This is a genomic window from Pseudomonas sp. HMSC065H01, assembly GCF_001815235.1.
GTDB lineage: Bacteria > Pseudomonadota > Gammaproteobacteria > Pseudomonadales > Pseudomonadaceae > Pseudomonas > Pseudomonas aeruginosa.
Genome location: NZ_KV819916.1, coordinates 67,470 through 88,456, shown reverse-complemented (window position 1 = coordinate 88,456; position 20,987 = coordinate 67,470). Strand labels below are relative to the sequence as shown.

17 protein-coding genes are annotated in these 20,987 nt (G+C 65.9%); 9 read left to right on the top strand and 8 right to left on the bottom strand.

Features of this window, described 5'->3' with window-relative positions:
• Positions 1–43: 43 nt before the first annotated feature.
• On the top strand, positions 44–421 hold the full coding sequence (locus HMPREF3014_RS25610; protein ID WP_009876798.1) for a hypothetical protein: 378 nt from the start codon (positions 44–46) through the stop codon (positions 419–421).
• Between the two features lie 106 nt (positions 422–527).
• On the opposite strand, the gene HMPREF3014_RS25605 is transcribed toward HMPREF3014_RS25610, so the two are convergent.
• The 8 genes from HMPREF3014_RS25605 to HMPREF3014_RS25570 all read right to left on the bottom strand — a co-directional run bounded on the left by HMPREF3014_RS25605 (position 528) and on the right by HMPREF3014_RS25570 (position 8,436).
• A complete protein-coding gene (locus HMPREF3014_RS25605; protein ID WP_003105929.1) occupies positions 528–1,451 on the bottom strand; it encodes a GGDEF domain-containing protein in 924 nt (307 codons plus the stop codon).
• 228 nt (positions 1,452–1,679) lie between these two features.
• Entirely contained in the window at positions 1,680–2,894 is a 1,215-nt protein-coding gene (gene gltS / locus HMPREF3014_RS25600) for a sodium/glutamate symporter (protein ID WP_003105930.1), read from the bottom strand.
• A 38-nt stretch (positions 2,895–2,932) separates the two neighbouring features.
• Positions 2,933–3,868, bottom strand: coding sequence for a formimidoylglutamase (gene hutG, locus HMPREF3014_RS25595; protein WP_003122244.1), 936 nt, complete (start codon positions 3,866–3,868; stop codon positions 2,933–2,935).
• Between the two features lie 15 nt (positions 3,869–3,883).
• Positions 3,884–4,612, bottom strand: a complete 729-nt coding sequence (locus tag HMPREF3014_RS25590; RefSeq protein WP_003091454.1) for an IclR family transcriptional regulator — start codon at positions 4,610–4,612, stop codon at positions 3,884–3,886.
• Between the two features lie 158 nt (positions 4,613–4,770).
• Positions 4,771–5,511, bottom strand: a complete 741-nt coding sequence (locus HMPREF3014_RS25585) for a YciK family oxidoreductase (protein WP_003091453.1) — start codon at positions 5,509–5,511, stop codon at positions 4,771–4,773.
• A gap of 64 nt (positions 5,512–5,575) precedes the next feature.
• Positions 5,576–6,256, bottom strand: coding sequence for an N-acetylmuramic acid 6-phosphate phosphatase MupP (gene mupP, locus HMPREF3014_RS25580; protein WP_003119716.1), 681 nt, complete (start codon positions 6,254–6,256; stop codon positions 5,576–5,578).
• The gene (gene ubiG, locus HMPREF3014_RS25575; RefSeq protein WP_003091451.1) at positions 6,253–6,951 is read right to left on the bottom strand and encodes a bifunctional 2-polyprenyl-6-hydroxyphenol methylase/3-demethylubiquinol 3-O-methyltransferase UbiG; all 699 of its coding nucleotides are present in this window, start codon (positions 6,949–6,951) and stop codon (positions 6,253–6,255) included. Before ubiG ends, mupP begins: the two co-directional genes overlap by 4 nt.
• A 150-nt stretch (positions 6,952–7,101) precedes the next feature.
• Positions 7,102–8,436, bottom strand: a complete 1,335-nt coding sequence (locus HMPREF3014_RS25570) for a TRZ/ATZ family hydrolase (RefSeq protein ID WP_003116418.1) — start codon at positions 8,434–8,436, stop codon at positions 7,102–7,104.
• A 109-nt stretch (positions 8,437–8,545) separates the two neighbouring features.
• Between HMPREF3014_RS25570 and mtnA the strand changes: the two genes are divergently transcribed.
• The 8 genes from mtnA (at position 8,546) to rpsA (ending at position 20,941) form a co-directional block, all read left to right on the top strand.
• Positions 8,546–9,622 (top strand): S-methyl-5-thioribose-1-phosphate isomerase, encoded by a 1,077-nt coding sequence (gene mtnA, locus HMPREF3014_RS25565; RefSeq protein ID WP_003091449.1) that lies wholly within the window; start codon positions 8,546–8,548, stop codon positions 9,620–9,622.
• 236 nt (positions 9,623–9,858) lie between these two features.
• Complete coding sequence (gene gyrA / locus HMPREF3014_RS25560; protein WP_003116419.1) at positions 9,859–12,624, top strand: DNA gyrase subunit A; 2,766 nt, start codon at positions 9,859–9,861, stop codon at positions 12,622–12,624.
• An 87-nt stretch (positions 12,625–12,711) separates the two neighbouring features.
• Positions 12,712–13,797, top strand: coding sequence for a 3-phosphoserine/phosphohydroxythreonine transaminase (serC, locus tag HMPREF3014_RS25555; protein ID WP_003111764.1), 1,086 nt, complete (start codon positions 12,712–12,714; stop codon positions 13,795–13,797).
• A complete protein-coding gene (gene pheA / locus HMPREF3014_RS25550) occupies positions 13,797–14,894 on the top strand; it encodes a prephenate dehydratase (protein ID WP_003091446.1) in 1,098 nt (365 codons plus the stop codon). Before serC ends, pheA begins: the two co-directional genes overlap by 1 nt.
• A gap of 68 nt (positions 14,895–14,962) precedes the next feature.
• On the top strand, positions 14,963–16,072 hold the full coding sequence (gene hisC / locus HMPREF3014_RS25545; protein ID WP_004351002.1) for a histidinol-phosphate transaminase: 1,110 nt from the start codon (positions 14,963–14,965) through the stop codon (positions 16,070–16,072).
• Entirely contained in the window at positions 16,065–18,305 is a 2,241-nt protein-coding gene (locus HMPREF3014_RS25540) for a bifunctional prephenate dehydrogenase/3-phosphoshikimate 1-carboxyvinyltransferase (protein ID WP_009876797.1), read from the top strand. Before hisC ends, HMPREF3014_RS25540 begins: the two co-directional genes overlap by 8 nt.
• Complete coding sequence (gene cmk / locus HMPREF3014_RS25535) at positions 18,305–18,994, top strand: (d)CMP kinase (RefSeq protein ID WP_003091443.1); 690 nt, start codon at positions 18,305–18,307, stop codon at positions 18,992–18,994. The genes HMPREF3014_RS25540 and cmk overlap by 1 nt, the downstream gene beginning before the upstream one ends.
• A gap of 267 nt (positions 18,995–19,261) precedes the next feature.
• Positions 19,262–20,941, top strand: a complete 1,680-nt coding sequence (gene rpsA, locus HMPREF3014_RS25530; RefSeq protein WP_003091442.1) for a 30S ribosomal protein S1 — start codon at positions 19,262–19,264, stop codon at positions 20,939–20,941.
• Positions 20,942–20,987: the final 46 nt, after the last annotated feature.

Below are 20,987 nucleotides of genomic sequence, written 5' to 3'. Positions count from 1 at the left end.
GAATCGGTGTCTAATGGTCGCCCGCACACAAGGAGGTGGTGAAATGCACAGGATCCTGGCTATCGCGCTCTGCATGCTATGGAGCGTCGCCGGGCTGGCCGCGGATGCGGCGATGCCGGCGCAGAGCTGCGCAAGCCTTGGCGAGGCGACGGCCGGCCCCGAGGACAACTTCCGTCCGCCGCTGGAGGGCGAGGTGATCGACAAGGGGCGCGCCTATTTCCACAGCGCGCCGCGTGCCGACTGTGTCACCGGGGTCTTCGTGATTCCCGGCGACTTCGTCACTGTCTACAAGCCGAGCGGCGAGTGGCTGAACGTCATGTACCTGGCTCGAGACGGCAAGGAAACCAGCGGCTGGCTGCTGGAGAAACGCGTCCGCTTGCGCCAGGCCTATGGCGCCCCGGACGAGCCGGCGCAGCCATAAGCGGCAGGACCTTGGCGGAAACCGTGACTGCGCCGGTGAGAGCCGTCGCTACTGCCGTCGCCCGATGCGCCCGCTCCGCGCTTCGGGGTGTGCGAGTCGGCAAGCCTCAGGCGCAGCGCAGGCGGTTGCGGCCGTCGCGCTTGGCTTCGTAGAGCGCCTCGTCGACCCGTCGCAGCAGGTCGTCGCTGCCTTCGCCGGGCCGCAGGTCGGCGCAACCGAGGCTGATCGACAGCTTCAGCGGTTCGCCGGCGTGCCGGTAGTCCAGTTCCTCCACCGCCTGGCGCAGGCGTTCGCCGACCATGCAGGCAGCCTGCAGTGGCGTGCTGGACAGCAGGACGAGGAATTCCTCGCCGCCGAAGCGGAACACCATGTCGACATTGCGCAGGTGGTCCTTGATGGTTTCCGCCACGGCCTTGAGGGCTTCGTCGCCGACGGCGTGACCGTAGTGGTCGTTGACCCGCTTGAAGTGGTCGATATCGAGCATCAGCACCGAGAGCGGTTGCAGGTTGCGCCGGGCCAGTTCCAGTTCGCGGCCGAGCGCCTGGTCCATGGCGATGCGGTTGCCGGTGCCGGTCAGGGCGTCGCGCAGGGCGGTCTGGATCGCGGCGCGATAGAGCAGGGCGTTGCGCAGCGGGAACAGCAGGGTGCCGAGCAGGCTCTCCAGTTGCCGTTGTTCGTCTTCGCCGAGGCGCTGGCGGCGACGGAAGATCAGTTCGCCGAGGTAGTCGCTGTCATGGCTCAGGCGATAGCTCACCGAATGCTTGGCGCTGCTGCCGAACTCCAGGCGCAGGTCGGAGCCCGGATGGCGGTAGCCAAGGGCGTCCAGCGGGATCAGTTGGCGGACTTCCTCGAAGAACAGGCCGAGAATCCGCTCTGCCTCCAGGCTGCTCTGCAACTGTAGGGTCAGTTGCTGGCGCAACTCCGTCAGGTTGCTGGCGCGCGGCCCGCTGGCGTTGCCGCCGGGCTGGGGGCCGCGCTTCTGCTTGGCGGCGTCGAAATCGATGGTATTGGACTGCTTGGGAGGAGCCATGCGCGGAACCTCTGGCGCGAAAGACGGCGACAGTAGGGCTAAGGCGAGTTTCGTGCCAGCCAACTGAAGAACGGAGAAATCAGAGGCACAGACAGGTTTTCCTAGGAATGGTTTCCACATTCTGTAGGAATTTCGGAGAGATTTCGACGGAATAATGGCGTTTTGCTGGCGAGTGGCCGAGGCGCTCGTCGGAAAGCTGGCGCTCCGCTAGCGGAGCGCCGCCATGGTTCAACTGAAGGCGTTGATGAACCAGGTGATCGCCGGGATGGCGACGAGATCGATCAGTACCGCGCCGCACAGGGGCACGATGATGAAGGCCTTGTGCGAGAACACCCGATAGTGCTCGCAGACCGCGCCCATGTTGGCCACCGCGTTGGGCGTGGCGCCCAGGCCGTGGCCGAGGAAGCCGGCGCAGAGCACCGCGGCGTCGTAGTTGCGGCCGAGCAGGCGGAACAGCACGAAGATCGTCAGCAGCAACAGCACCGCGACCTGGATGAACAGTACGCCGAGCAGCGGCAGGCCGAGGTTCTCCAGCTCCCAGAACTTCAGGCTCATCATCGCCATGGTCAGGAAGATGCCCAGGCAGACGTCGCCCAGGGTGCCGACGGCGTGGTCCGGAATGCGCAGCCAGCCGAGACGGTCGTCGAGGTTGCGCAGGACGATGGCGATGAACATCGCCCCGACATAACTGGGCAGCACCAGGCCCAGGCGTTCCTCGAGCGCGTCGCCGAGCCAGAAGCCGAGCACCATTACCAGCAGCACGCAGGTCAGCAGGCGCAGCAGGAGATTGCCGTCCAGCGTGGCCGCCGCATGCTGGCGTCGCTCCTGCTGGCCGAGGGCTTCCAGCCGATTGTCGCTTTCCGCCTGCACCGGCAGGCGGTTGCGTTCGATCAGCCAGCGCGCCACCGGGCTGCCGAGCAGCCCGCCAGCGACCATGCCGAAGGTGGCTGAGGCCAGCGCCACGGTGGTCGCGCCCTGGGCGCCGAGCCCTTCCGCAACCGGGCCGAAGGCCGCCGCCGCGCCGAAGCCGCCTTCCAGCGAGACCGCGCCGGCCATGATCCCGAGCAACGGGTCGAGGCCGAGCAGTCCGGCGCTGCCGACGCCGATCAGGTTCTGCAGTATCGCCAGCGCCCAGCAGGCCGACAGGTAGACCAGCAGGGTCTTGCCGCCCTTGCGCAGCAGGCCGAGGCTGCCACCGAGGCCGACGGTGGTGAAGAACGCCACCATCAGGGGTGTCTGCAGGCTGGTGTCGAGGCCGATGTCGAGCCAGCCGCGATCCCTGAGCAGCCAGACCAGGAAGGCGAAGCCGAAGCCGGCGATCACCGGCGACGGTACGCACAGACGTGTCAGCCAGCGGCTGCGCTTCTTCAATTGGCTGCCGAGGGCGAGCAGGAGCAGGGCGAGGGCGGTGGTGGACAGGGCGTCCAGGTGCAATGTCGGCATGGCGTGGCTCTATTGTTGTTGTGTGGGCGAAAGGGCGATCAGTTGACCAGGCTGTCGACCAGGCGCGCGGCGATCCGGGCGGTGCGCTGGTCGCTATCGAGTTGCGGGTTGAGTTCGGCGATGTCAGCCAGGCGCAGCTTGCCGCTGGCCTTGGCGCGGCGGACCAGGTGCTCCACCACCGGCATCTCCACGCCGTGCGCCGAGGGCGCGCTGACGCCGGGCGCCTGGGCGGCCGGGAGTACGTCGAGGCAAACGGTCAGGTAGAGGTGGTCGACGGATTGCAGGAAGCCGTCGAGGAAGGCTTCGCTGCGTTCCAGGTTCCACGGCTGCAACTGACGGTCCAGCAGGTAGCGCACACCCAGGCGCTGGGCCTGGTCGAACAGCGCCGCGGTGTTGCTCAGGCGGCTGATGCCCAGGCAGCAGTAGGCGAACGGCCAGTCGCTGGCCTGGCAGAGTTCGGCGATCTGGCGGAACGGCGTGCCGGAGCTGGCCCGTTCGGCGTGGCGCAGGTCGAAATGCGCGTCGAAATTGAGGATACCGATGCGCGGCAGGCGCTCATGCCGACTCAAGTGGCGGGCGAGGCCGGCGAAGCTGGCGTAGGCGATTTCGTGGCCGCCGCCCAGTCCGACCACCCGGTGGCCGCGCGCGAGCAGGTCGGCGACGCGTTGCGCGTAGCATTCCTGGGCGGCTTCCAGATCGTCGCCGGCGACGATGTCGCCGGCGTCGTAGATCGCTTGCTCGCCGTGCCAGGCCAGGTTGGCCAGCGCGCGACGCAAGGCTGGCGGTCCGTGGCGCGCGCCCTGGCGACCCTGGTTGCGGCGCACGCCTTCGTCGCTGGCGAAACCGAGCAGCACGCTGGCCGCTTCGGCGTCGTCTGCGTAGGGACGCATCCATTGGTGCCAGCGCCGCGCGTCGGCGCCTTCCTGGCTATCGATCCGGCCTTGCCAGAGGCTCATGTCGGGGGCGGGGTACATCGAAACTCCTGTCGGTCAGTCCAGCCGCGCGGAAAGTCGCGCGGCGGCGTCGAGGGTCCATTGCCGCAAGCGTTCGCTGCGCGACTGGGCGCGCAAGGCGGGGGCCATCAGGCTGAGGGCGCCGTGCAGGCGCTGGCGGCTGTCCAGCAGCGGTACGCTGATGCCCCAGACGCCTTCGTCGATCTCGCCCTGGCTGACGGCGTAGCCCTGTTCGCGGATCAGCCGGAGTTCCTGCTCCAGCTTGTCGATACGCTCGGCGGAGAGTTCCTGGGCGAGGTACAGCTCCTCGCGCCGTTCGTCCTCCAGGTGCGCCAGCAGGGCTTTGGCCGAGGCGCCATGCAACAGCGGCTGCGCCAGCCCTTTCTGGTAGCAGCAGCGCAGCGGCTGCGGACTGTCGAACAGTTCCAGGCAGATCGCCTGCTGGTTGCTGGCCACCATCAGCGCCACGCTCTCCTGGCTCAGGTCGGCCAGGCGCTTGAGTTCCGGTTTGGCGAGACCGATCAGCGAGGCCTCGCGATCGAATTTCTTCGCCAGTTGCAGGCAGGCCGGGCCGGGCAGGTAGCGGCCCTGGCCGGCCTGTTCTTCGGCCAGGCCCCAGCGCAACAGGGTCTTCAGGTGCCGGTAGGTGCTGCTCAGCGGCTGCTCCAGGGTCAGCGACAGCTCCTTGGCAGACAGGGCTTCGGGAGCCTGGCCGAGGGCAATGAGGATCTGCAGCAGGCGATCGGTGGGGGAATGCTTCGACATGGGAACTCCTTGACCCACAGGGTGAAGGCGATTTCCCGGAAAATGAAACCACTTTCCCACTCAGTGGGAAAAATATGCAAAAAGAATGGGAAGTTCCGGGCTGGAAGAGGGAAAAGAAGGACAGGGCAGCCTCGCCGGGCGGCGAGGCTGCCGGGGAATCACTGGGCGTCGAAGGCCTGGCCGTTGACGCCGGCGCTGTCCGGCCCCATGAGGTACAGGTAGACCGGCATGATCTCCTCGCCGGTGGGGTTGTTCAGCGGGTTTTCCCCAGGGTAGGCGAGGGCGCGCATGCTGGTGCGGGTGGCGCCGGGGTTGACGCTGTTGGCGCGGATCGCGCTGGTACCGTCGAGTTCGTCGGCAAGGGTCTGCATCAGGCCCTCGGTGGCGAACTTCGATACCGAATAGGCGCCCCAGTAGGCGCGGCCCTTCCGGCCCACGCTGCTCGAGGTGAAGATGATCGAGGCGTCGCTGGAGAGCTTCATCAGCGGCAGCATGGCGGTGGTCAGCATGAACATGGCATTGACGTTCACCTGCATCACGCGCATGAAGTTCTCCCCGGAAATCTGCTGCATCGGCGAGCGCGGACCGAGGATCGAAGCGTTGTGCAGCAGGCCGTCGATGCGGCCGAACTCGTTCTCCAGGGTTGCCGCCAGTTCCTCGAACTGGTGCGGCTGGGCGGTCTCCAGGTTGAACGGGATCACGGCGGCCTGCGGATGGCCGGCGGCCTCGATGGCGTCGTAGACCTCGTTCAGGTACTCCTCGGTCTTGCCCAGCAGCAGCACGGTGGCGCCGTGGGCGGCGAAGGTCTTGGCGGCGGCGGCGCCGATGCCGCGGCCGGCGCCGGTGACCAGGATCACGCGGTCTTTCAGCAGGTCGGGGCGGGCGGAGTACTGGAACATGTCGAATCCTTTGAATGCATGACCCGCCTGGCGGCGGGTCGTTGTCTGTCGGCGGCGCTGCGGATCAGCAGTCGCAGAGCGCGCGGTCGAGAACGTCGATGAGTTCGCGCGGGTGGTCGACGATCACGTCGGCGCCCCAGTGCGCGGGGTTGTCTTCGGGGTGGATGTAGCCGTAGCGCACCGCCGCGGTCTTGGTTCCGGCGTCGCGGCCGGATTCGATGTCGCGCAGGTCGTCGCCGATGAACAGCACCCTCGACGGATCGATGCCGAGCTGGCTACAGGCCAGTAGCAGCGGCTCGGGATCGGGCTTGCTGCGGGTCACGTGGTCCGGGCAGACCAGCACCCTGGAACGCTCGGCGTAGCCCAGGCGCTGCATGATCGGTTCGGCGAAGCGCACCGGCTTGTTGGTCACCACGCCCCAGATCAACCCGGCTTTCTCGATCGCCGCAAGCAGTTCGGGGATGCCGTCGTAGGGCCGGCTGAGAACCGCGCAATGCTCCTGGTAGCGGTCGAGGAACTCCTGGCGCAGGGGTTCCAGTTCCGGGCTGTCCAGCGACAGGCCGAAGGCCGCGGCAACCATCGCGCGCGCGCCGCCGGAGACCACGTCGCGCACCCGTTGCTCGTCCACCGGCGGCAGGCCGTGGGCGGCACGCATGGCCTGGGTGATGGCGATGAAGTCCGGCGCCGTGTCGAGCAAGGTGCCATCCATGTCGAACAGTACCGCTTTGAGCCGCATGCGCTTCACGCCTCCCGCTGGGTCTGGACCATGTAGTTGACGTCGACGTCGTTGGCCAGCTTGTAGTGCTTGGTCAGCGGGTTGTAGGTCAGGCCGATGATGTCCTTGACCTCGAGACCGGCCTCGCGCGACCAGGCGCCGAGTTCCGACGGACGGATGAACTTGCGGAAATCGTGGGTCCCGCGCGGCAGCAACTGGAGGATGTACTCCGCGCCGATCACCGCGAACAGGTAGGCCTTGGGATTGCGGTTGATGGTCGAGAGGAAAACCTGTCCGCCCGGCTTGACCAGGCGGTGGCAGGCGCGGATCACCGAGGCCGGGTCCGGCACGTGTTCGAGCATCTCCAGGCAGGTGACCACGTCGAATTGCCCGGGCATTTCCTCGGCCATCTGCTCGGCGGTGATCTGCCGGTAGTCGACGGCGACGCCGGATTCCAGCTGGTGCAGGCGCGCCACCGCGAGCGGCGCTTCGCCCATGTCGATGCCGGTGACGTTGGCGCCGCGCTGGGCCATGGCTTCGCTGAGGATGCCGCCGCCGCAACCGATGTCGAGCACCTTCTTGCCGGCCAGGCCGGCGCGCTCGTCGATCCAGTTGACGCGCAGCGGGTTGATGTCGTGGAGCGGCTTGAACTCGCTCTCGCGGTCCCACCAGCGATGGGCCAGTGCCTCGAATTTGGCGATCTCGGCGTGGTCGACGTTGCTCATAATCGTTCCCGTTGAAGAGTGAAGCCTTTGGGGGAAGGGCCGCGGCGGCGGAATCCAATCCTTCATGTTGCCAGCTTTGGCGGAGGGATGGGGCCGGCGGCGGTTCGCCTTCCTATGTCAGTTTGTCGCAGCGGGCCGGCCCGCCGCGGTTCAGGACCTGTCGCTGGCGGCGATCTTCGCCCCCCATTCGCGGGCCCTGGCGATCAGGCGCTGTTCGTCGTGACGAAGCAGGCGGCCGTCGTCGAGGAGTTGCCTGCCGCCGACCCAGACGTGCCGCACGCAGTCGCGGCCGCTGGCATAGATAAGTTGCGAAACCGGGTCGTAGACCGGTTGCTGGGCCAGGCCGGACAGATCGAAGGCCACCAGGTCGGCGGCCTTGCCGGCTTCCAGGGAGCCGATCAGGCGCTCCAGGCCAAGCGCGCGGGCGCCGTTCAGGGTGGCCATGCGCAGCGCGCGGTGGGCGTCGAGGGCGGTGGCCTGGCCGTACACGGCCTTGGCCAGCAGCGCCGCGGTGCGGGTCTCGCCGAGCAGGTCGAGATCGTTGTTGCTCGCCGCGCCGTCGGTGCCGATGGCTACGTTGACCCCGGCCTGCCAGAGTTTTTCCACCGGGCAGAAGCCGCTGGCCAGCTTGAGGTTGGATTCCGGGCAGTGGATCACCGAGCTGTTGGTTTCCACCAGCATCGCCAGGTCGTCGTCGTCCACCTGGGTCATGTGCACCGCCTGGAAGCGTGGGCCGAGCAGGCCGAGGCGGTGCAGGCGGGCCAGCGGGCGCTCGCCGTTGCGCTCCGTGGCCTGCTCCACCTCGAAGGCGGTCTCGTGGACGTGCATCTGGATGCTGGCGTCGAGTTCCTCGGTGAGCACCAGGATCTGCTCCAGCTTGTCGTCGCTCACCGTATAAGGGGCGTGCGGGCCGAAGGCGATGCGGATGCGCGGGTGGTGCTTGAGGTCGTCGAACAGCGCCATGCCCTGGCGGATCGCCTCGGCGCTGTCGCGGGCGCCGGGGATCGGGAAGTCCAGCACCGGGATCGCCACCTGGGCGCGTACCCCGCTGTCATGGACCACGCCGCAGATGGCCTGTGGATAGAAGTACATGTCGGAGAAACAGGTGATGCCGCCCTTTACCTGTTCGGCGATGGCCAGCTCCGTGCCGTCGCGGATGAAATCCTCGCTGACCCATTGGCCTTCGGCCGGCCAGATGTGGTCCTGCAGCCAGGTCATCAGCGGCAGGTCGTCGGCGAGACCGCGGAACAGACTCATTGCCGAATGGCCGTGGGCGTTGACCAGGCCGGGGGCGAGCAGCATGCCGGGCAATTCGCGGATTTCCGTGGCGCCATGGCGCATGGCCTGCTCGCGCGGCGCGACCAGGGCGATCTGGCCGTCGCGGATGCCCAGCGCGTGATCGCGCAGCACCACCCCGGCGGGCTCCACGGGGACGATCCAGGTCGGCAGCAGGAGGAGGTCGAAGGGGTTACGGACGTTGGGCATGGCGGCGCATCCTGGGCGCAGAGCGGGAAGCCGGAAGTATACCCGAGCGTCCGCGGCTGGGGCTCGTTATAATCCGCAGCTTTTCCGTGATTCAGCGAGAGGTGTGTGCATGCGAGAGCGACTGCTGGCGGCCGAGCGGGTCAAGGCGATCGAGTGGCGGGACGGTACGCTGCGGTTGCTGGATCAGCGCCTGCTGCCCCAGGAGGAGGTCTGGCTCGAACACGAGTCGGCGGCCGAGGTGGCCAAGGCCATTCGCGATATGGTCGTGCGCGGCGCGCCGGCCATCGGCATCAGCGCCGCCTACGGCATCGTCCTTGGCGCCCGCGCGCGCCTGGCGCAGGGCGGCGACTGGCGCGCCGCGCTGGAGGAGGACTTCCGCCTGCTGGCCGACTCGCGACCCACGGCGGTCAACCTGTTCTGGGCGCTGAACCGCATGCGCGACCGTCTGGAGCGAATGAAAGAGGGCGACCAGCCGCTGGCGGTGCTGGAAGCCGAGGCGATCTCCATCCATGAAAGCGACCGCGAGGCCAACCTGACCATGGCCCAGTTGGGCATGGAGCTGATCCGCAAGCAGCAGGGCAGCCCGCAGAACATCCTCACCCACTGCAATACCGGCGCCCTGGCGACCGGCGGGTTCGGCACCGCGCTGGGGGTGATCCGCGCCGCGCACCTGGAAGGCCTGGTCAATCGCATCTACGCCGACGAAACCCGGCCCTGGCTCCAGGGCTCGCGACTGACCGCCTGGGAGCTGGCCAACGAAGGCATCCCGGTCAGCCTGAACGTGGATTCGGCCGCCGCGCACCTGATGAAGACCGAAAACATCACCTGGGTCATCGTCGGCGCCGACCGCATCACCGCCAATGGCGATGTCGCCAACAAGATCGGCACCTACCAGCTGGCGGTCAACGCCATGCACCACGGCGTGCGCTTCATGGTGGTGGCGCCGAGTTCGACCATCGACATGAACCTGGAGAGCGGCGAGGACATCCCGATCGAAGAGCGCGACGGTCGCGAACTGCTGGAAATCGGCGGGCGACGGGTGGCGGCCGAGGTCGATGCCTACAATCCGGTATTCGACGTGACCCCGGCGGACCTTATCGATGCCATCGTGACCGAGCGTGGCGTCGTCGAGCGTCCCGACGCCGAGCGCATGGCCGCCCTGATGAGCCGCAAGCGCCTGCATTGAACGAGGCGACTGGAGGTCGTCCCCGCCAGGGCCTTTGCCTTGGGCTGGGGCGTGGGCTGTGGTAAGCTCCGACGGTTATTCGAGCGCCCCGCGGAGGGGCCTCGAGAGTGCGCGAATCCTTGACTCAAGTCGTTGATTTGTAGTGAGTTGGCGCTGCTCGGGCATGCGCCGACCTACTTCGTTTGCCTCAGGATCGAGGCGGCGAAGTTCCACCAGAAAAAGGAACCAGGCTTCTCATGGGCGAACTGGCCAAAGAAATTCTCCCGGTCAATATCGAAGACGAGCTGAAACAGTCCTATCTCGACTACGCGATGAGCGTGATCGTCGGGCGGGCCCTGCCGGATGCACGTGACGGCCTGAAGCCGGTGCACCGCCGTGTGCTTTATGCCATGAGCGAGCTGGGCAACGACTGGAACAAGCCCTACAAGAAATCCGCCCGTGTGGTCGGCGACGTGATCGGTAAGTACCACCCGCACGGCGACACCGCGGTCTACGACACCATCGTGCGCATGGCGCAGCCGTTCTCGCTGCGCTACATGCTGGTAGACGGCCAGGGCAACTTCGGTTCGGTGGACGGCGACAACGCCGCAGCCATGCGATACACCGAAGTGCGCATGGCCAAGCTGGCCCATGAACTGCTGGCGGACCTGGAAAAGGAAACCGTCGACTGGGTGCCCAACTACGATGGCACCGAGCAGATCCCGGCGGTCATGCCGACCAAGATTCCCAACCTGCTGGTCAACGGTTCCAGCGGTATCGCCGTGGGTATGGCGACCAACATCCCGCCGCACAACCTCGGCGAAGTGATCGACGGCTGCCTGGCGCTGATGGACAACCCCGACCTGACCGTCGATGAGCTGATGCAGTACATCCCCGGTCCGGACTTCCCCACCGCCGGCATCATCAACGGCCGCGCCGGGATCATCGAGGCCTACCGCACCGGTCGCGGGCGCATCTACATCCGTGCCCGCGCCGTCGTCGAGGAGATGGAGAAGGGCGGCGGTCGCGAGCAGATCATCATCACCGAGCTGCCGTACCAGTTGAACAAGGCGCGGTTGATCGAAAAGATCGCCGAGCTGGTGAAAGAGAAGAAGATCGAGGGTATTTCCGAGCTGCGCGACGAGTCCGACAAGGACGGCATGCGCGTGGTCATCGAGCTGCGTCGCGGCGAGGTGGGCGAGGTGGTCCTCAACAACCTCTATGCCCAGACCCAGCTGCAGAGCGTGTTCGGCATCAACGTGGTGGCCCTGGTCGACGGCCAGCCGCGCACGCTGAACCTGAAGGACATGCTCGAAGTGTTCGTCCGCCACCGCCGCGAAGTGGTGACCCGGCGTACCGTCTACGAGCTGCGCAAGGCCCGCGAGCGCGGGCACATCCTGGAAGGCCAGGCGGTCGCCCTGTCGAACATCGACCCGGTGATCGAGCTGATCAAGAGTTCGCCGACCCCGGCCGAGGCCAAGGAACGCCTGATCGCCACTGCCTGGGAGTCCAGCGCGGTGGAAGCGATGGTCGAGCGTGCCGGCGCCGACGCCTGTCGCCCGGAAGACCTGGATCCGCAGTACGGCCTGCGCGACGGCAAGTACTACCTGTCGCCGGAACAGGCCCAGGCGATCCTCGAGCTGCGCCTGCATCGCCTGACCGGCCTGGAGCACGAGAAGCTGCTCTCCGAATACCAGGAAATCCTCAACCTGATCGGCGAGTTGATCCGCATCCTGACCAACCCGGCGCGCCTGATGGAGGTGATCCGTGAGGAGCTGGAAGCGGTCAAGGCCGAATTCGGCGATGCTCGCCGCACCGAGATCGTGGCTTCCCAGGTCGACCTGACCATCGCCGACCTGATCACCGAGGAAGACCGCGTGGTGACCATCTCCCACGGCGGCTACGCCAAGTCCCAGCCGCTGGCCGCCTACCAGGCGCAGCGTCGCGGCGGCAAAGGCAAGTCCGCCACCGGGATGAAGGACGAGGACTACATCGAACACCTGCTGGTGGCCAACAGCCATGCGACCCTCCTGCTGTTCTCCAGCAAGGGCAAGGTCTACTGGCTGCGTACCTTCGAGATTCCGGAAGCCTCGCGTACCGCGCGTGGCCGGCCGCTGGTGAACCTGCTGCCGCTGGATGAGGGCGAGCGGATCACCGCGATGTTGCAGATCGACCTGGAGGCGCTGCAGCAGAACGGTGGCGCCGATGACGACCTCGACGAAGCCGAAGGCGCGGTGCTCGAGGGCGAGGTGGTCGAGGCCGCCGAGGTCGAGGAAGTCGAGGGCGAGACCGCCGAGCTGGTGGCCGAGCCGACCGGCGCCTACATCTTCATGGCCACCGCCTTCGGTACCGTGAAGAAGACCCCGCTGGTGCAGTTCAGCCGTCCGCGCAGCAGCGGCCTGATCGCGCTCAAGCTGGAAGAGGGCGACACCCTGATCGCCGCCGCGATCACCGATGGCGCCAAGGAAGTCATGCTGTTCTCCAGCGCCGGCAAGGTGATCCGCTTCGCCGAGAGCGTGGTGCGCATCATGGGCCGCAACGCCCGCGGCGTACGCGGCATGCGCCTGGGCAAGGGGCAGCAGCTGATCTCCATGCTGATTCCGGAGTCCGGGGCGCAGATCCTCACCGCCTCCGAGCGCGGCTTCGGCAAGCGTACCCCGCTGAGCAAGTTCCCGCGTCGCGGCCGTGGCGGCCAGGGGGTGATCGCCATGGTCACCAACGAGCGCAACGGCGCGCTGATCGCCGCGGTACAGGTCCAGGAAGGCGAGGAGATCATGCTGATTTCCGACCAGGGCACCCTGGTGCGGACGCGTGTCGACGAAGTCTCCCTGTCCGGCCGCAATACCCAGGGCGTAACCCTGATCAAGCTCGCCAGCGACGAGGTACTGGTCGGTCTGGAGCGTGTCCAGGAGCCGTCGGGCGGAGATGACGAGGACCTGCCCGAAGGGGAGGAAGCTGCCGAATCTCTGGGCGAGTCGGCCGAGTCCGAGCCCGCGGCGGAAGCGGAAGGCAACGAAGAGTAAGGCTCGGGGCGGGCGCCTACGCCCGCCCGGCCGATGACCTCGGCGGATAACTCACGGCTATCCGCCCTACCTATAGCGAGAGTGGATGTGAGCAAGCGAGCCTTCAATTTCTGCGCCGGTCCCGCGGCGCTTCCCGACGCAGTTCTGCAACGTGCCCAGGCCGAGCTTCTCGACTGGCGGGGCAAGGGCCTTTCGGTCATGGAAATGAGCCACCGTAGCGACGACTACGTGGCCATCGCCAGCAAGGCCGAGCAGGACCTGCGCGACCTGCTCGACATTCCCTCGGACTACAAGGTGCTGTTCCTGCAGGGCGGCGCCAGCCAGCAGTTCGCCGAGATTCCGCTGAACCTGCTGCCCGAAGATGGCGTCGCCGACTATATCGATACCGGTATCTGGTCGAAGAAGGCCATCGAGGAGGCTCGTCGCTATGGCACCGTGAATGTCGCGGCCAGCGCCAAGGAGTACGACTACTTCGCCATTCCGGGTCAGAACGAGTGGACGCTGACCAAGGACGCGGCCTATGTGCACTACGCCTCCAACGAGACCATCGGCGGCCTCGAGTTCGACTGGATTCCCGAGACCGGCGACGTGCCGCTGGTCACCGACATGTCCTCCGATATCCTCTCGCGCCCGCTCGACGTGTCCCGCTTCGGCCTGATCTATGCCGGGGCGCAGAAGAACATCGGCCCGTCCGGCCTGGTGGTGGTGATCGTTCGCGAAGACCTGCTCGGCCGCGCCCGCAGCGTCTGCCCGACCATGCTCAACTACAAGATCGCCGCGGACAACGGTTCCATGTACAACACCCCGGCGACCTACTCCTGGTACCTGTCCGGCCTGGTCTTCGAATGGCTGAAGGAGCAGGGCGGGGTGACCGCGATGGAGCAGCGCAACCGCGCCAAGAAGGACCTGCTGTACAAGACCATCGATGCCAGCGACTTCTACACCAACCCGATCCAGCCGAGCGCCCGCTCCTGGATGAACGTGCCGTTCCGCCTGGCCGACGAGCGTCTCGACAAGCCGTTCCTGGAAGGCGCCGAGGCGCGCGGGCTGCTCAACCTGAAAGGCCACCGCTCGGTCGGCGGCATGCGCGCTTCCATCTACAACGCCCTTGGCCTGGACGCGGTCGAGGCGCTGGTCGCATACATGGCGGAGTTCGAGAAGGAGCACGGCTGATGGCGGACCAGGACCAGCTCAAGGCCTTGCGCCTGCGCATCGACAGCCTCGACGAGAAGTTGCTCGAGCTGATCAGCGAGCGTGCCCGTTGCGCCCAGGACGTGGCGCGAGTGAAGACCCAGACCCTGGGCGAGGGCGAGGCGCCGGTGTTCTACCGTCCCGAGCGCGAAGCCTGGGTGCTCAAGCACATCATGCAATTGAACAAGGGGCCGCTGGACAACGAAGAGGTCGCGCGGCTGTTCCGCGAGATCATGTCGTCCTGCCTGGCGCTCGAGCAGCCGCTGAAAGTGGCCTATCTCGGACCCGAGGGCACCTTTACCCAGGCCGCGGCACTCAAGCATTTCGGCAACGCGGTGATCAGCACGCCGATGGCGGCGATCGACGAGGTGTTCCGCGAGGTCGCCGCCGGCGCGGTGAACTTCGGCGTGGTGCCTGTGGAAAACTCCACCGAGGGGGCGGTCAACCATACCCTCGACAGCTTCCTCGAGCACGACATGGTGATCTGCGGCGAAGTCGAGTTGCGTATCCACCATCACCTGCTGGTCGGCGAAACCACCAAGACCGACAACATCACCCGGATCTATTCCCATGCCCAATCCCTCGCGCAATGTCGCAAGTGGCTGGACTCGCACTACCCGAGCGTCGAGCGGGTGGCGGTGTCGAGCAACGCCGACGCGGCCAAGCGGGTGAAGAGCGAGTGGAATTCGGCAGCGATCGCCGGCGACATGGCGGCCAGCCTGTACGACCTGAGCAAGCTGCACGAGAAGATCGAGGACCGCCCGGACAACTCCACGCGCTTCCTGATCATCGGCAACCAGGAGGTTCCGCCGACCGGCGACGACAAGACCTCGATCATCGTTTCCATGCGCAACAAGCCGGGAGCCCTGCACGAGCTGCTGGTACCGTTCCACAACAACGGTATCGACCTGACCCGCATCGAAACCCGCCCGTCGCGCAGCGGCAAATGGACCTACGTGTTCTTCATCGATTTCGTCGGCCACCATAAAGAACCGCTGATCAAGGACGTCCTGGAGAAGATCGGCCAGGAAGCCGTCGCCCTGAAGGTCCTGGGCTCCTATCCGAAAGCGGTGCTCTGAGCGCGCTGTCATTCCGAAGAGACGGGTCATCGATGAATGCCCCGTCCCGCGTCGAGGCTGAACTATCCATGTCCGATTTCCTTGCCCTGGCCCAGCCGGGGGTGCAAAAGCTGTCGCCCTACGTCCCTGGCAAGCCGGTGGATGAACTGGCCCGCGAGCTGGGCATCGACCCTGCGGCGATCGTCAAGCTCGCCAGCAACGAGAACCCGCTGGGTGCGAGCCCAAAGGCGCTGGAGGCTATCCGCGCCGAACTGGCGGAACTGACCCGTTATCCTGACGGCAACGGTTTCGAACTCAAGCGCAAGCTGGCCGAGCGTTGCGCGGTGGATGCGGCGCAGGTGACCCTGGGCAACGGCTCCAACGACATTCTCGACCTGGTCGCCCGTGCCTACCTCGCGCCTGGTCTGAACGCCGTGTTCAGCGAACATGCCTTCGCCGTCTACCCGATCGCCACCCAGGTCGTGGGCGCCGAGGGGCGGGCGGTCAAGGCGCGCGCCTGGGGGCATGACCTGGAAGCGATGCTCGCCGCCATCGATGGGCAAACTCGCGTGGTGTTCGTCGCCAACCCGAACAACCCGACCGGGACCTGGTTCGGTGCGGACGCCCTGGAGCGGTTCCTCGCCCAGGTGCCGGCGGAGGTGCTGGTGGTGCTGGACGAGGCCTATATCGAATACGCCGAGGGCGACGAGCTGCCCGATGGCCTGGACTACCTGGCGCGCCATCCCAACCTGCTGGTCTCGCGGACCTTCTCCAAGGCCTATGGCCTGGCTTCGCTGCGGGTCGGCTACGCGCTTTCGAGCAAGGCGGTGGCCGATGTGCTCAACCGTGTGCGCCAGCCGTTCAATGTCAATAGCCTGGCCCTGGCGGCTGCCTGCGCGGCGCTGGATGACCATGACTACCTGGCGCAGAGTCGCCGCCTAAACGATTCCGGCATGGCGCAGCTGGAGGATGGCTTCCACGCGTTGGGCCTGTCCTGGATTCCCTCGAAGGGCAACTTCATCGCCGTGGATCTGGCTCGCGATGCCGGTCCGGTCTACCAGGCGCTGCTGCGCGAAGGCGTGATCGTGCGTCCGGTGGCTGGCTACGGGATGCCGACCTTCCTGCGCGTCTCCATCGGGCTGCCGGAAGAGAACGATCGTTTCCTCCAGGCGCTGGGCAAGGTGCTGGCGCATGACTGAGGTCACGCCGCTGCAACAGTCGACCCCTAAGCTGGGCCGCCTGGTGGTGGTGGGGCTGGGCCTGATCGGCGGCTCCTTCGCCAAGGGGTTGCGGAGCAAAGGGTTGTTCCGCGAAGTGGTCGGCGTGGATCGGGATACCGAGTCTTGCCGCCTGGCGGTGGAGCTCGGCGTGGTCGACCGTTGCGAGGAGGATCTTGGCCGCGCCTGCGTCGGCGCCGACGTGATCCAGTTGGCGGTGCCGATCCTGGCGATGGAGCGGGTGCTGGCCGACCTGGCGAATCTCGACCTGGGCAAGACTGTATTGACCGACGTTGGCAGCGCCAAGGGCAATATCGTGCGTGCCGCGCGTGCCGCGTTCGGCGGGATGCCGCGGTACCTGGTACCGGGGCATCCGATCGCGGGTTCCGAGCAGAGCGGAGTGACCGCGGCGAAGGCGACCCTGTTCCGCCGGCACAAGGTGATTCTCACGCCCTCCGCGGAGACCGATGCCGACGCGCTGGCGCTGGTCGACAGCCTGTGGCGCGCGCTGGGCGCGGACGTCGAGCACATGGAGGTCGAGCATCACGACGAGGTTCTGGCGGCCACCAGCCACCTGCCTCACCTGCTGGCCTTCACCCTGGTCGACTCCCTGGCCAAGCGCAGCGAGAACCTGGAGATCTTCCGCTATGCCGCCGGCGGTTTCCGTGATTTCACACGGATCGCCGGCAGCGACCCGGTGATGTGGCACGACATCTTTCTCGCCAATCGCGAGGCGGTGCTGCGTACACTGGATGTTTTTCGTGACGACCTCGACGCGCTGCGCGAGGCCGTCGACACTGGGGACGGGCACCAGTTGTTGGGCGTTTTCACGCGCGCCCGGGTAGCCCGTGAGCATTTCAGCAAAATCCTGGCCCGTCGGGCCTATGTGGACGCCATGCACAACAACGACCTGATTTATCTGGCCCAGCCGGGCGGCAGCCTGTCCGGAACCATCCGGGTACCGGGCGACAAGTCGATTTCCCATCGCTCGATCATGCTCGGCTCCCTGGCCGAAGGCACCACCGAAGTGGAGGGCTTCCTCGAGGGCGAGGACGCACTGGCAACCATCCAGGCGTTCCGCGACATGGGAGTGGTGATCGAGGGGCCGCAGAACGGCCGCGTCACCGTCCATGGCGTTGGCCTGCACGGCCTCAAGGCGCCGCCTGGGCCGATCTACCTGGGTAACTCCGGTACTTCCATGCGTCTGCTCAGCGGTCTGCTGGCGGCCCAGCCGTTCGACAGCACCCTGACCGGCGACGCTTCCCTTTCCAAGCGGCCGATGAATCGCGTAGCCAAGCCGCTGCGCGAGATGGGCGCGGTAATCGAGACGGGGCCGGAAGGCCGTCCGCCGATGACCATTCGCGGCGGCCAGCGCCTCACCGGTATGCATTACGACATGCCGATGGCCAGCGCCCAGGTGAAGTCCTGCCTGTTGCTCGCCGGGCTCTACGCCGCGGGTGAGACCTCGGTCACCGAGCCGGCGCCGACCCGCGACCACACCGAGCGCATGCTGCGCGGCTTCGGCTATCCGGTGGAGCTCGAGGGCAGCACCGCCAAGGTCGAATCCGGGCACAAGTTGAGCGCCACCCATATCGAGGTCCCGGCCGACATTTCCTCGGCAGCCTTCTTCCTGGTTGCCGCCAGTATCGCCGAGGGTTCGGAACTGGTCCTGCAGCACGTCGGCATCAACCCGACGCGCGTCGGCGTCATCGAGATCCTGCGCCTGATGGGTGGTGACCTGAGCCTGGAAAACCAGCGCGAGGTCGGCGGCGAGCCGGTCGCCGACATCCGCGTGCGCTCCGCGCGGCTCAAGGGCATCGACATTCCCGAGGACCTGGTGCCACTGGCCATCGACGAGTTCCCGGTACTCTTCGTGGCTGCCGCCTGCGCCGAGGGGCGCACCGTCCTGCGTGGCGCCGAAGAGCTGCGGGTCAAGGAGTCGGACCGTATCCAGGTCATGGCTGACGGCCTGAAGGCCCTGGGCGTGAAGGCCGAGCCGACCCCGGATGGCATCGTCATCGAGGGTGGTGCGTTCGGTGGCGGCGAAGTCTGGGCGCACGGCGACCACCGTATCGCCATGTCCTTCAGCGTCGCTTCGCTGCGCGCCAGCGGGCCGATCCGCATCCACGACTGCGCCAACGTCGCCACCTCCTTCCCCAACTTCCTCGCCCTGTGTGCCCAGACCGGTATCCGGGTCGCCGTGGAGAACAATTGATGAACGGCGCTGTACCGATGCTCGCCATCGATGGCCCCAGTGGCGCCGGCAAGGGCACGGTCGCCGGGCTGCTCGCCCGGCGCCTGGGCTGGAACCTGCTGGATTCCGGGGCGCTTTATCGGCTGTTGGCGTTCGCCGCGGTCAACCATGGTGTCGACCTGACCAATGAAGAGGCGCTGAAGGTCCTGGCTGCGCACCTCGATGTGCAGTTCGTCGCTGCCGATGGCAGCCATGGGCAGCGCATCATTCTCGAAGGCGAGGAAGTGACCGATGTGATCCGTACCGAGCAGGTCGGTGCCGGCGCCTCACAGGTCGCCGCCTTACCGGCCGTGCGCGATGCGTTGCTGCAGCGCCAGCGGGCGTTCCTCGAAGCGCCGGGGTTGGTGGCCGACGGCCGCGACATGGGCACCGTGGTATTTCCCGATGCGCCTCTGAAGATATTCCTCACCGCCTCGGCGGAGGAGCGTGCGCGTCGACGCTACCTACAGTTGAAGGCGAAGGGCGCGGATGTCGACCAGTCTGCCTTGCTGGAAGAAATCCGCGAGCGCGACGAGCGCGACAGCCAGCGCGCGGTCGCGCCGCTGAAACCGGCCGATGACGCGATCCTGCTGGACTCCACCGAAATGAGCATCGAGGCGGTGGTCGAGACGATCATCCGGCACTGCGAGCGGCAGGGCTGGGACGTCTGAGGTTTTGGCGCGGGAATTGACGATACAGGGCCTGGTTGCTAATATTCCAGACCTTATGTTGTGGCGTTTTGCAGGTGCGGCGAGGGTTGCCTCCCGACTTGCCTGGCGCCATCGCAGAACAACCCAACTGGGCATTCCCATTCGGGAGTGCAATCAGAAGCTAGCAGGAAACCAGCAAATTGTCCTGCGGCTTCATTTAATGACTTGACCGCATTGGCTGGTGATGCGGAATCGGGCCCTTCCGGGCCTTTGACTACAGGTATGAACATGAGCGAAAGCTTCGCAGAACTCTTTGAAGAAAGTCTGAAATCCCTCGACATGCAGCCGGGTGCCATCATCACCGGCATCGTGGTCGACATCGATGGTGACTGGGTCACCGTCCATGCCGGTCTGAAATCCGAGGGCGTCATCCCGGTCGAGCAGTTCTACAACGAACAGGGCGAACTGACCATCAAGGTGGGTGACGAAGTCCACGTCGCACTGGACGCGGTAGAAGACGGCTTTGGCGAGACCAAGCTGTCCCGCGAGAAAGCCAAGCGCGCCGAGAGCTGGATTGTTCTGGAAGCGGCTTTCGCTGCCGACGAAGTGGTCAAGGGCGTCATCAACGGCAAGGTCAAGGGCGGTTTCACCGTCGACGTCAACGGCATCCGCGCGTTCCTGCCGGGTTCGCTGGTCGACGTGCGTCCGGTTCGCGACACCACCCACCTGGAAGGCAAAGAGCTCGAGTTCAAGGTCATCAAGCTCGACCAGAAGCGCAACAACGTTGTCGTTTCCCGCCGCAGCGTCCTGGAAGCCGAGAACAGCGCCGAGCGTGAAGCTCTGCTGGAATCGCTGCAGGAAGGCCAGCAGGTCAAGGGTATCGTCAAGAACCTCACCGACTACGGCGCATTCGTGGACCTGGGCGGCGTAGACGGCCTGCTGCACATCACCGACATGGCCTGGAAGCGCATCAAGCATCCGTCCGAGATCGTCAACGTTGGCGACGAGATCGACGTCAAGGTCCTGAAGTTCGACCGCGAGCGCAACCGTGTATCCCTGGGCCTGAAGCAACTGGGCGAAGACCCGTGGGTTGCCATCAAGGCGCGTTACCCGGAAGGCACCCGCGTCATGGCCCGCGTCACCAACCTCACCGACTACGGCTGCTTCGCCGAGCTGGAAGAGGGCGTGGAAGGCCTGGTACACGTCTCCGAAATGGACTGGACCAACAAGAACATCCATCCGTCGAAAGTCGTCCAGGTTGGCGACGAAGTGGAAGTTCAGGTTCTGGACATCGACGAAGAGCGTCGTCGTATCTCCCTGGGTATCAAGCAGTGCAAATCCAACCCGTGGGAAGACTTCTCCAGCCAGTTCAACAAGGGTGACCGTATCTCCGGTACCATCAAGTCGATCACCGACTTCGGTATCTTCATCGGTCTGGACGGCGGCATCGACGGCCTGGTCCACCTGTCCGACATCTCCTGGAACGAAGTCGGCGAAGAAGCCGTACGTCGCTTCAAGAAGGGCGACGAGCTGGAAACCGTCATCCTGTCGGTCGACCCGGAGCGCGAGCGCATCTCCTTGGGCATCAAGCAGCTGGAAGACGATCCGTTCTCCAACTACGCGTCCCTGCACGAGAAAGGCAGCATCGTCCGCGGTACCGTGAAGGAAGTCGACGCCAAAGGTGCTGTCATCAGCCTGGGCGACGACATCGAAGGTATCCTGAAGGCTTCCGAAATCAGCCGTGACCGCGTCGAAGACGCGCGCAACGTCCTGAAGGAAGGCGAGGAAGTCGAAGCCAAGATCATCAGCATCGACCGCAAGAGCCGCGTCATCAGCCTCTCCGTCAAGTCCAAGGACGTCGACGACGAGAAGGACGCAATGAAAGAACTGCGTAAGCAGGAAGTAGAAAGCGCTGGTCCGACCACCATCGGTGATCTGATCCGTGCTCAGATGGAGAATCAGGGCTAAGTCTCTGATCCATCATGAAAAAGGGCGGCCTAGGCCGCCCTTTTTC

Coding starts and splice junctions, on each gene's coding strand:
- HMPREF3014_RS25610 (WP_009876798.1), top strand. CDS start 44: ATGCACAGGATCCTGGCTATCGCGCTCTGCATGCTATGGAGCGTCGCC.
- HMPREF3014_RS25605 (WP_003105929.1), bottom strand. CDS start 1,451: ATGGCTCCTCCCAAGCAGTCCAATACCATCGATTTCGACGCCGCCAAG.
- gltS (WP_003105930.1), bottom strand. CDS start 2,894: ATGCCGACATTGCACCTGGACGCCCTGTCCACCACCGCCCTCGCCCTG.
- hutG (WP_003122244.1), bottom strand. CDS start 3,868: ATGTACCCCGCCCCCGACATGAGCCTCTGGCAAGGCCGGATCGATAGC.
- HMPREF3014_RS25590 (WP_003091454.1), bottom strand. CDS start 4,612: ATGTCGAAGCATTCCCCCACCGATCGCCTGCTGCAGATCCTCATTGCC.
- HMPREF3014_RS25585 (WP_003091453.1), bottom strand. CDS start 5,511: ATGTTCCAGTACTCCGCCCGCCCCGACCTGCTGAAAGACCGCGTGATC.
- ubiG (WP_003091451.1), bottom strand. CDS start 6,951: ATGAGCAACGTCGACCACGCCGAGATCGCCAAATTCGAGGCACTGGCC.
- HMPREF3014_RS25570 (WP_003116418.1), bottom strand. CDS start 8,436: ATGCCCAACGTCCGTAACCCCTTCGACCTCCTCCTGCTGCCGACCTGG.
- mtnA (WP_003091449.1), top strand. CDS start 8,546: ATGCGAGAGCGACTGCTGGCGGCCGAGCGGGTCAAGGCGATCGAGTGG.
- gyrA (WP_003116419.1), top strand. CDS start 9,859: ATGGGCGAACTGGCCAAAGAAATTCTCCCGGTCAATATCGAAGACGAG.
- pheA (WP_003091446.1), top strand. CDS start 13,797: ATGGCGGACCAGGACCAGCTCAAGGCCTTGCGCCTGCGCATCGACAGC.
- hisC (WP_004351002.1), top strand. CDS start 14,963: ATGTCCGATTTCCTTGCCCTGGCCCAGCCGGGGGTGCAAAAGCTGTCG.
- HMPREF3014_RS25540 (WP_009876797.1), top strand. CDS start 16,065: ATGACTGAGGTCACGCCGCTGCAACAGTCGACCCCTAAGCTGGGCCGC.
- cmk (WP_003091443.1), top strand. CDS start 18,305: ATGAACGGCGCTGTACCGATGCTCGCCATCGATGGCCCCAGTGGCGCC.
- rpsA (WP_003091442.1), top strand. CDS start 19,262: ATGAGCGAAAGCTTCGCAGAACTCTTTGAAGAAAGTCTGAAATCCCTC.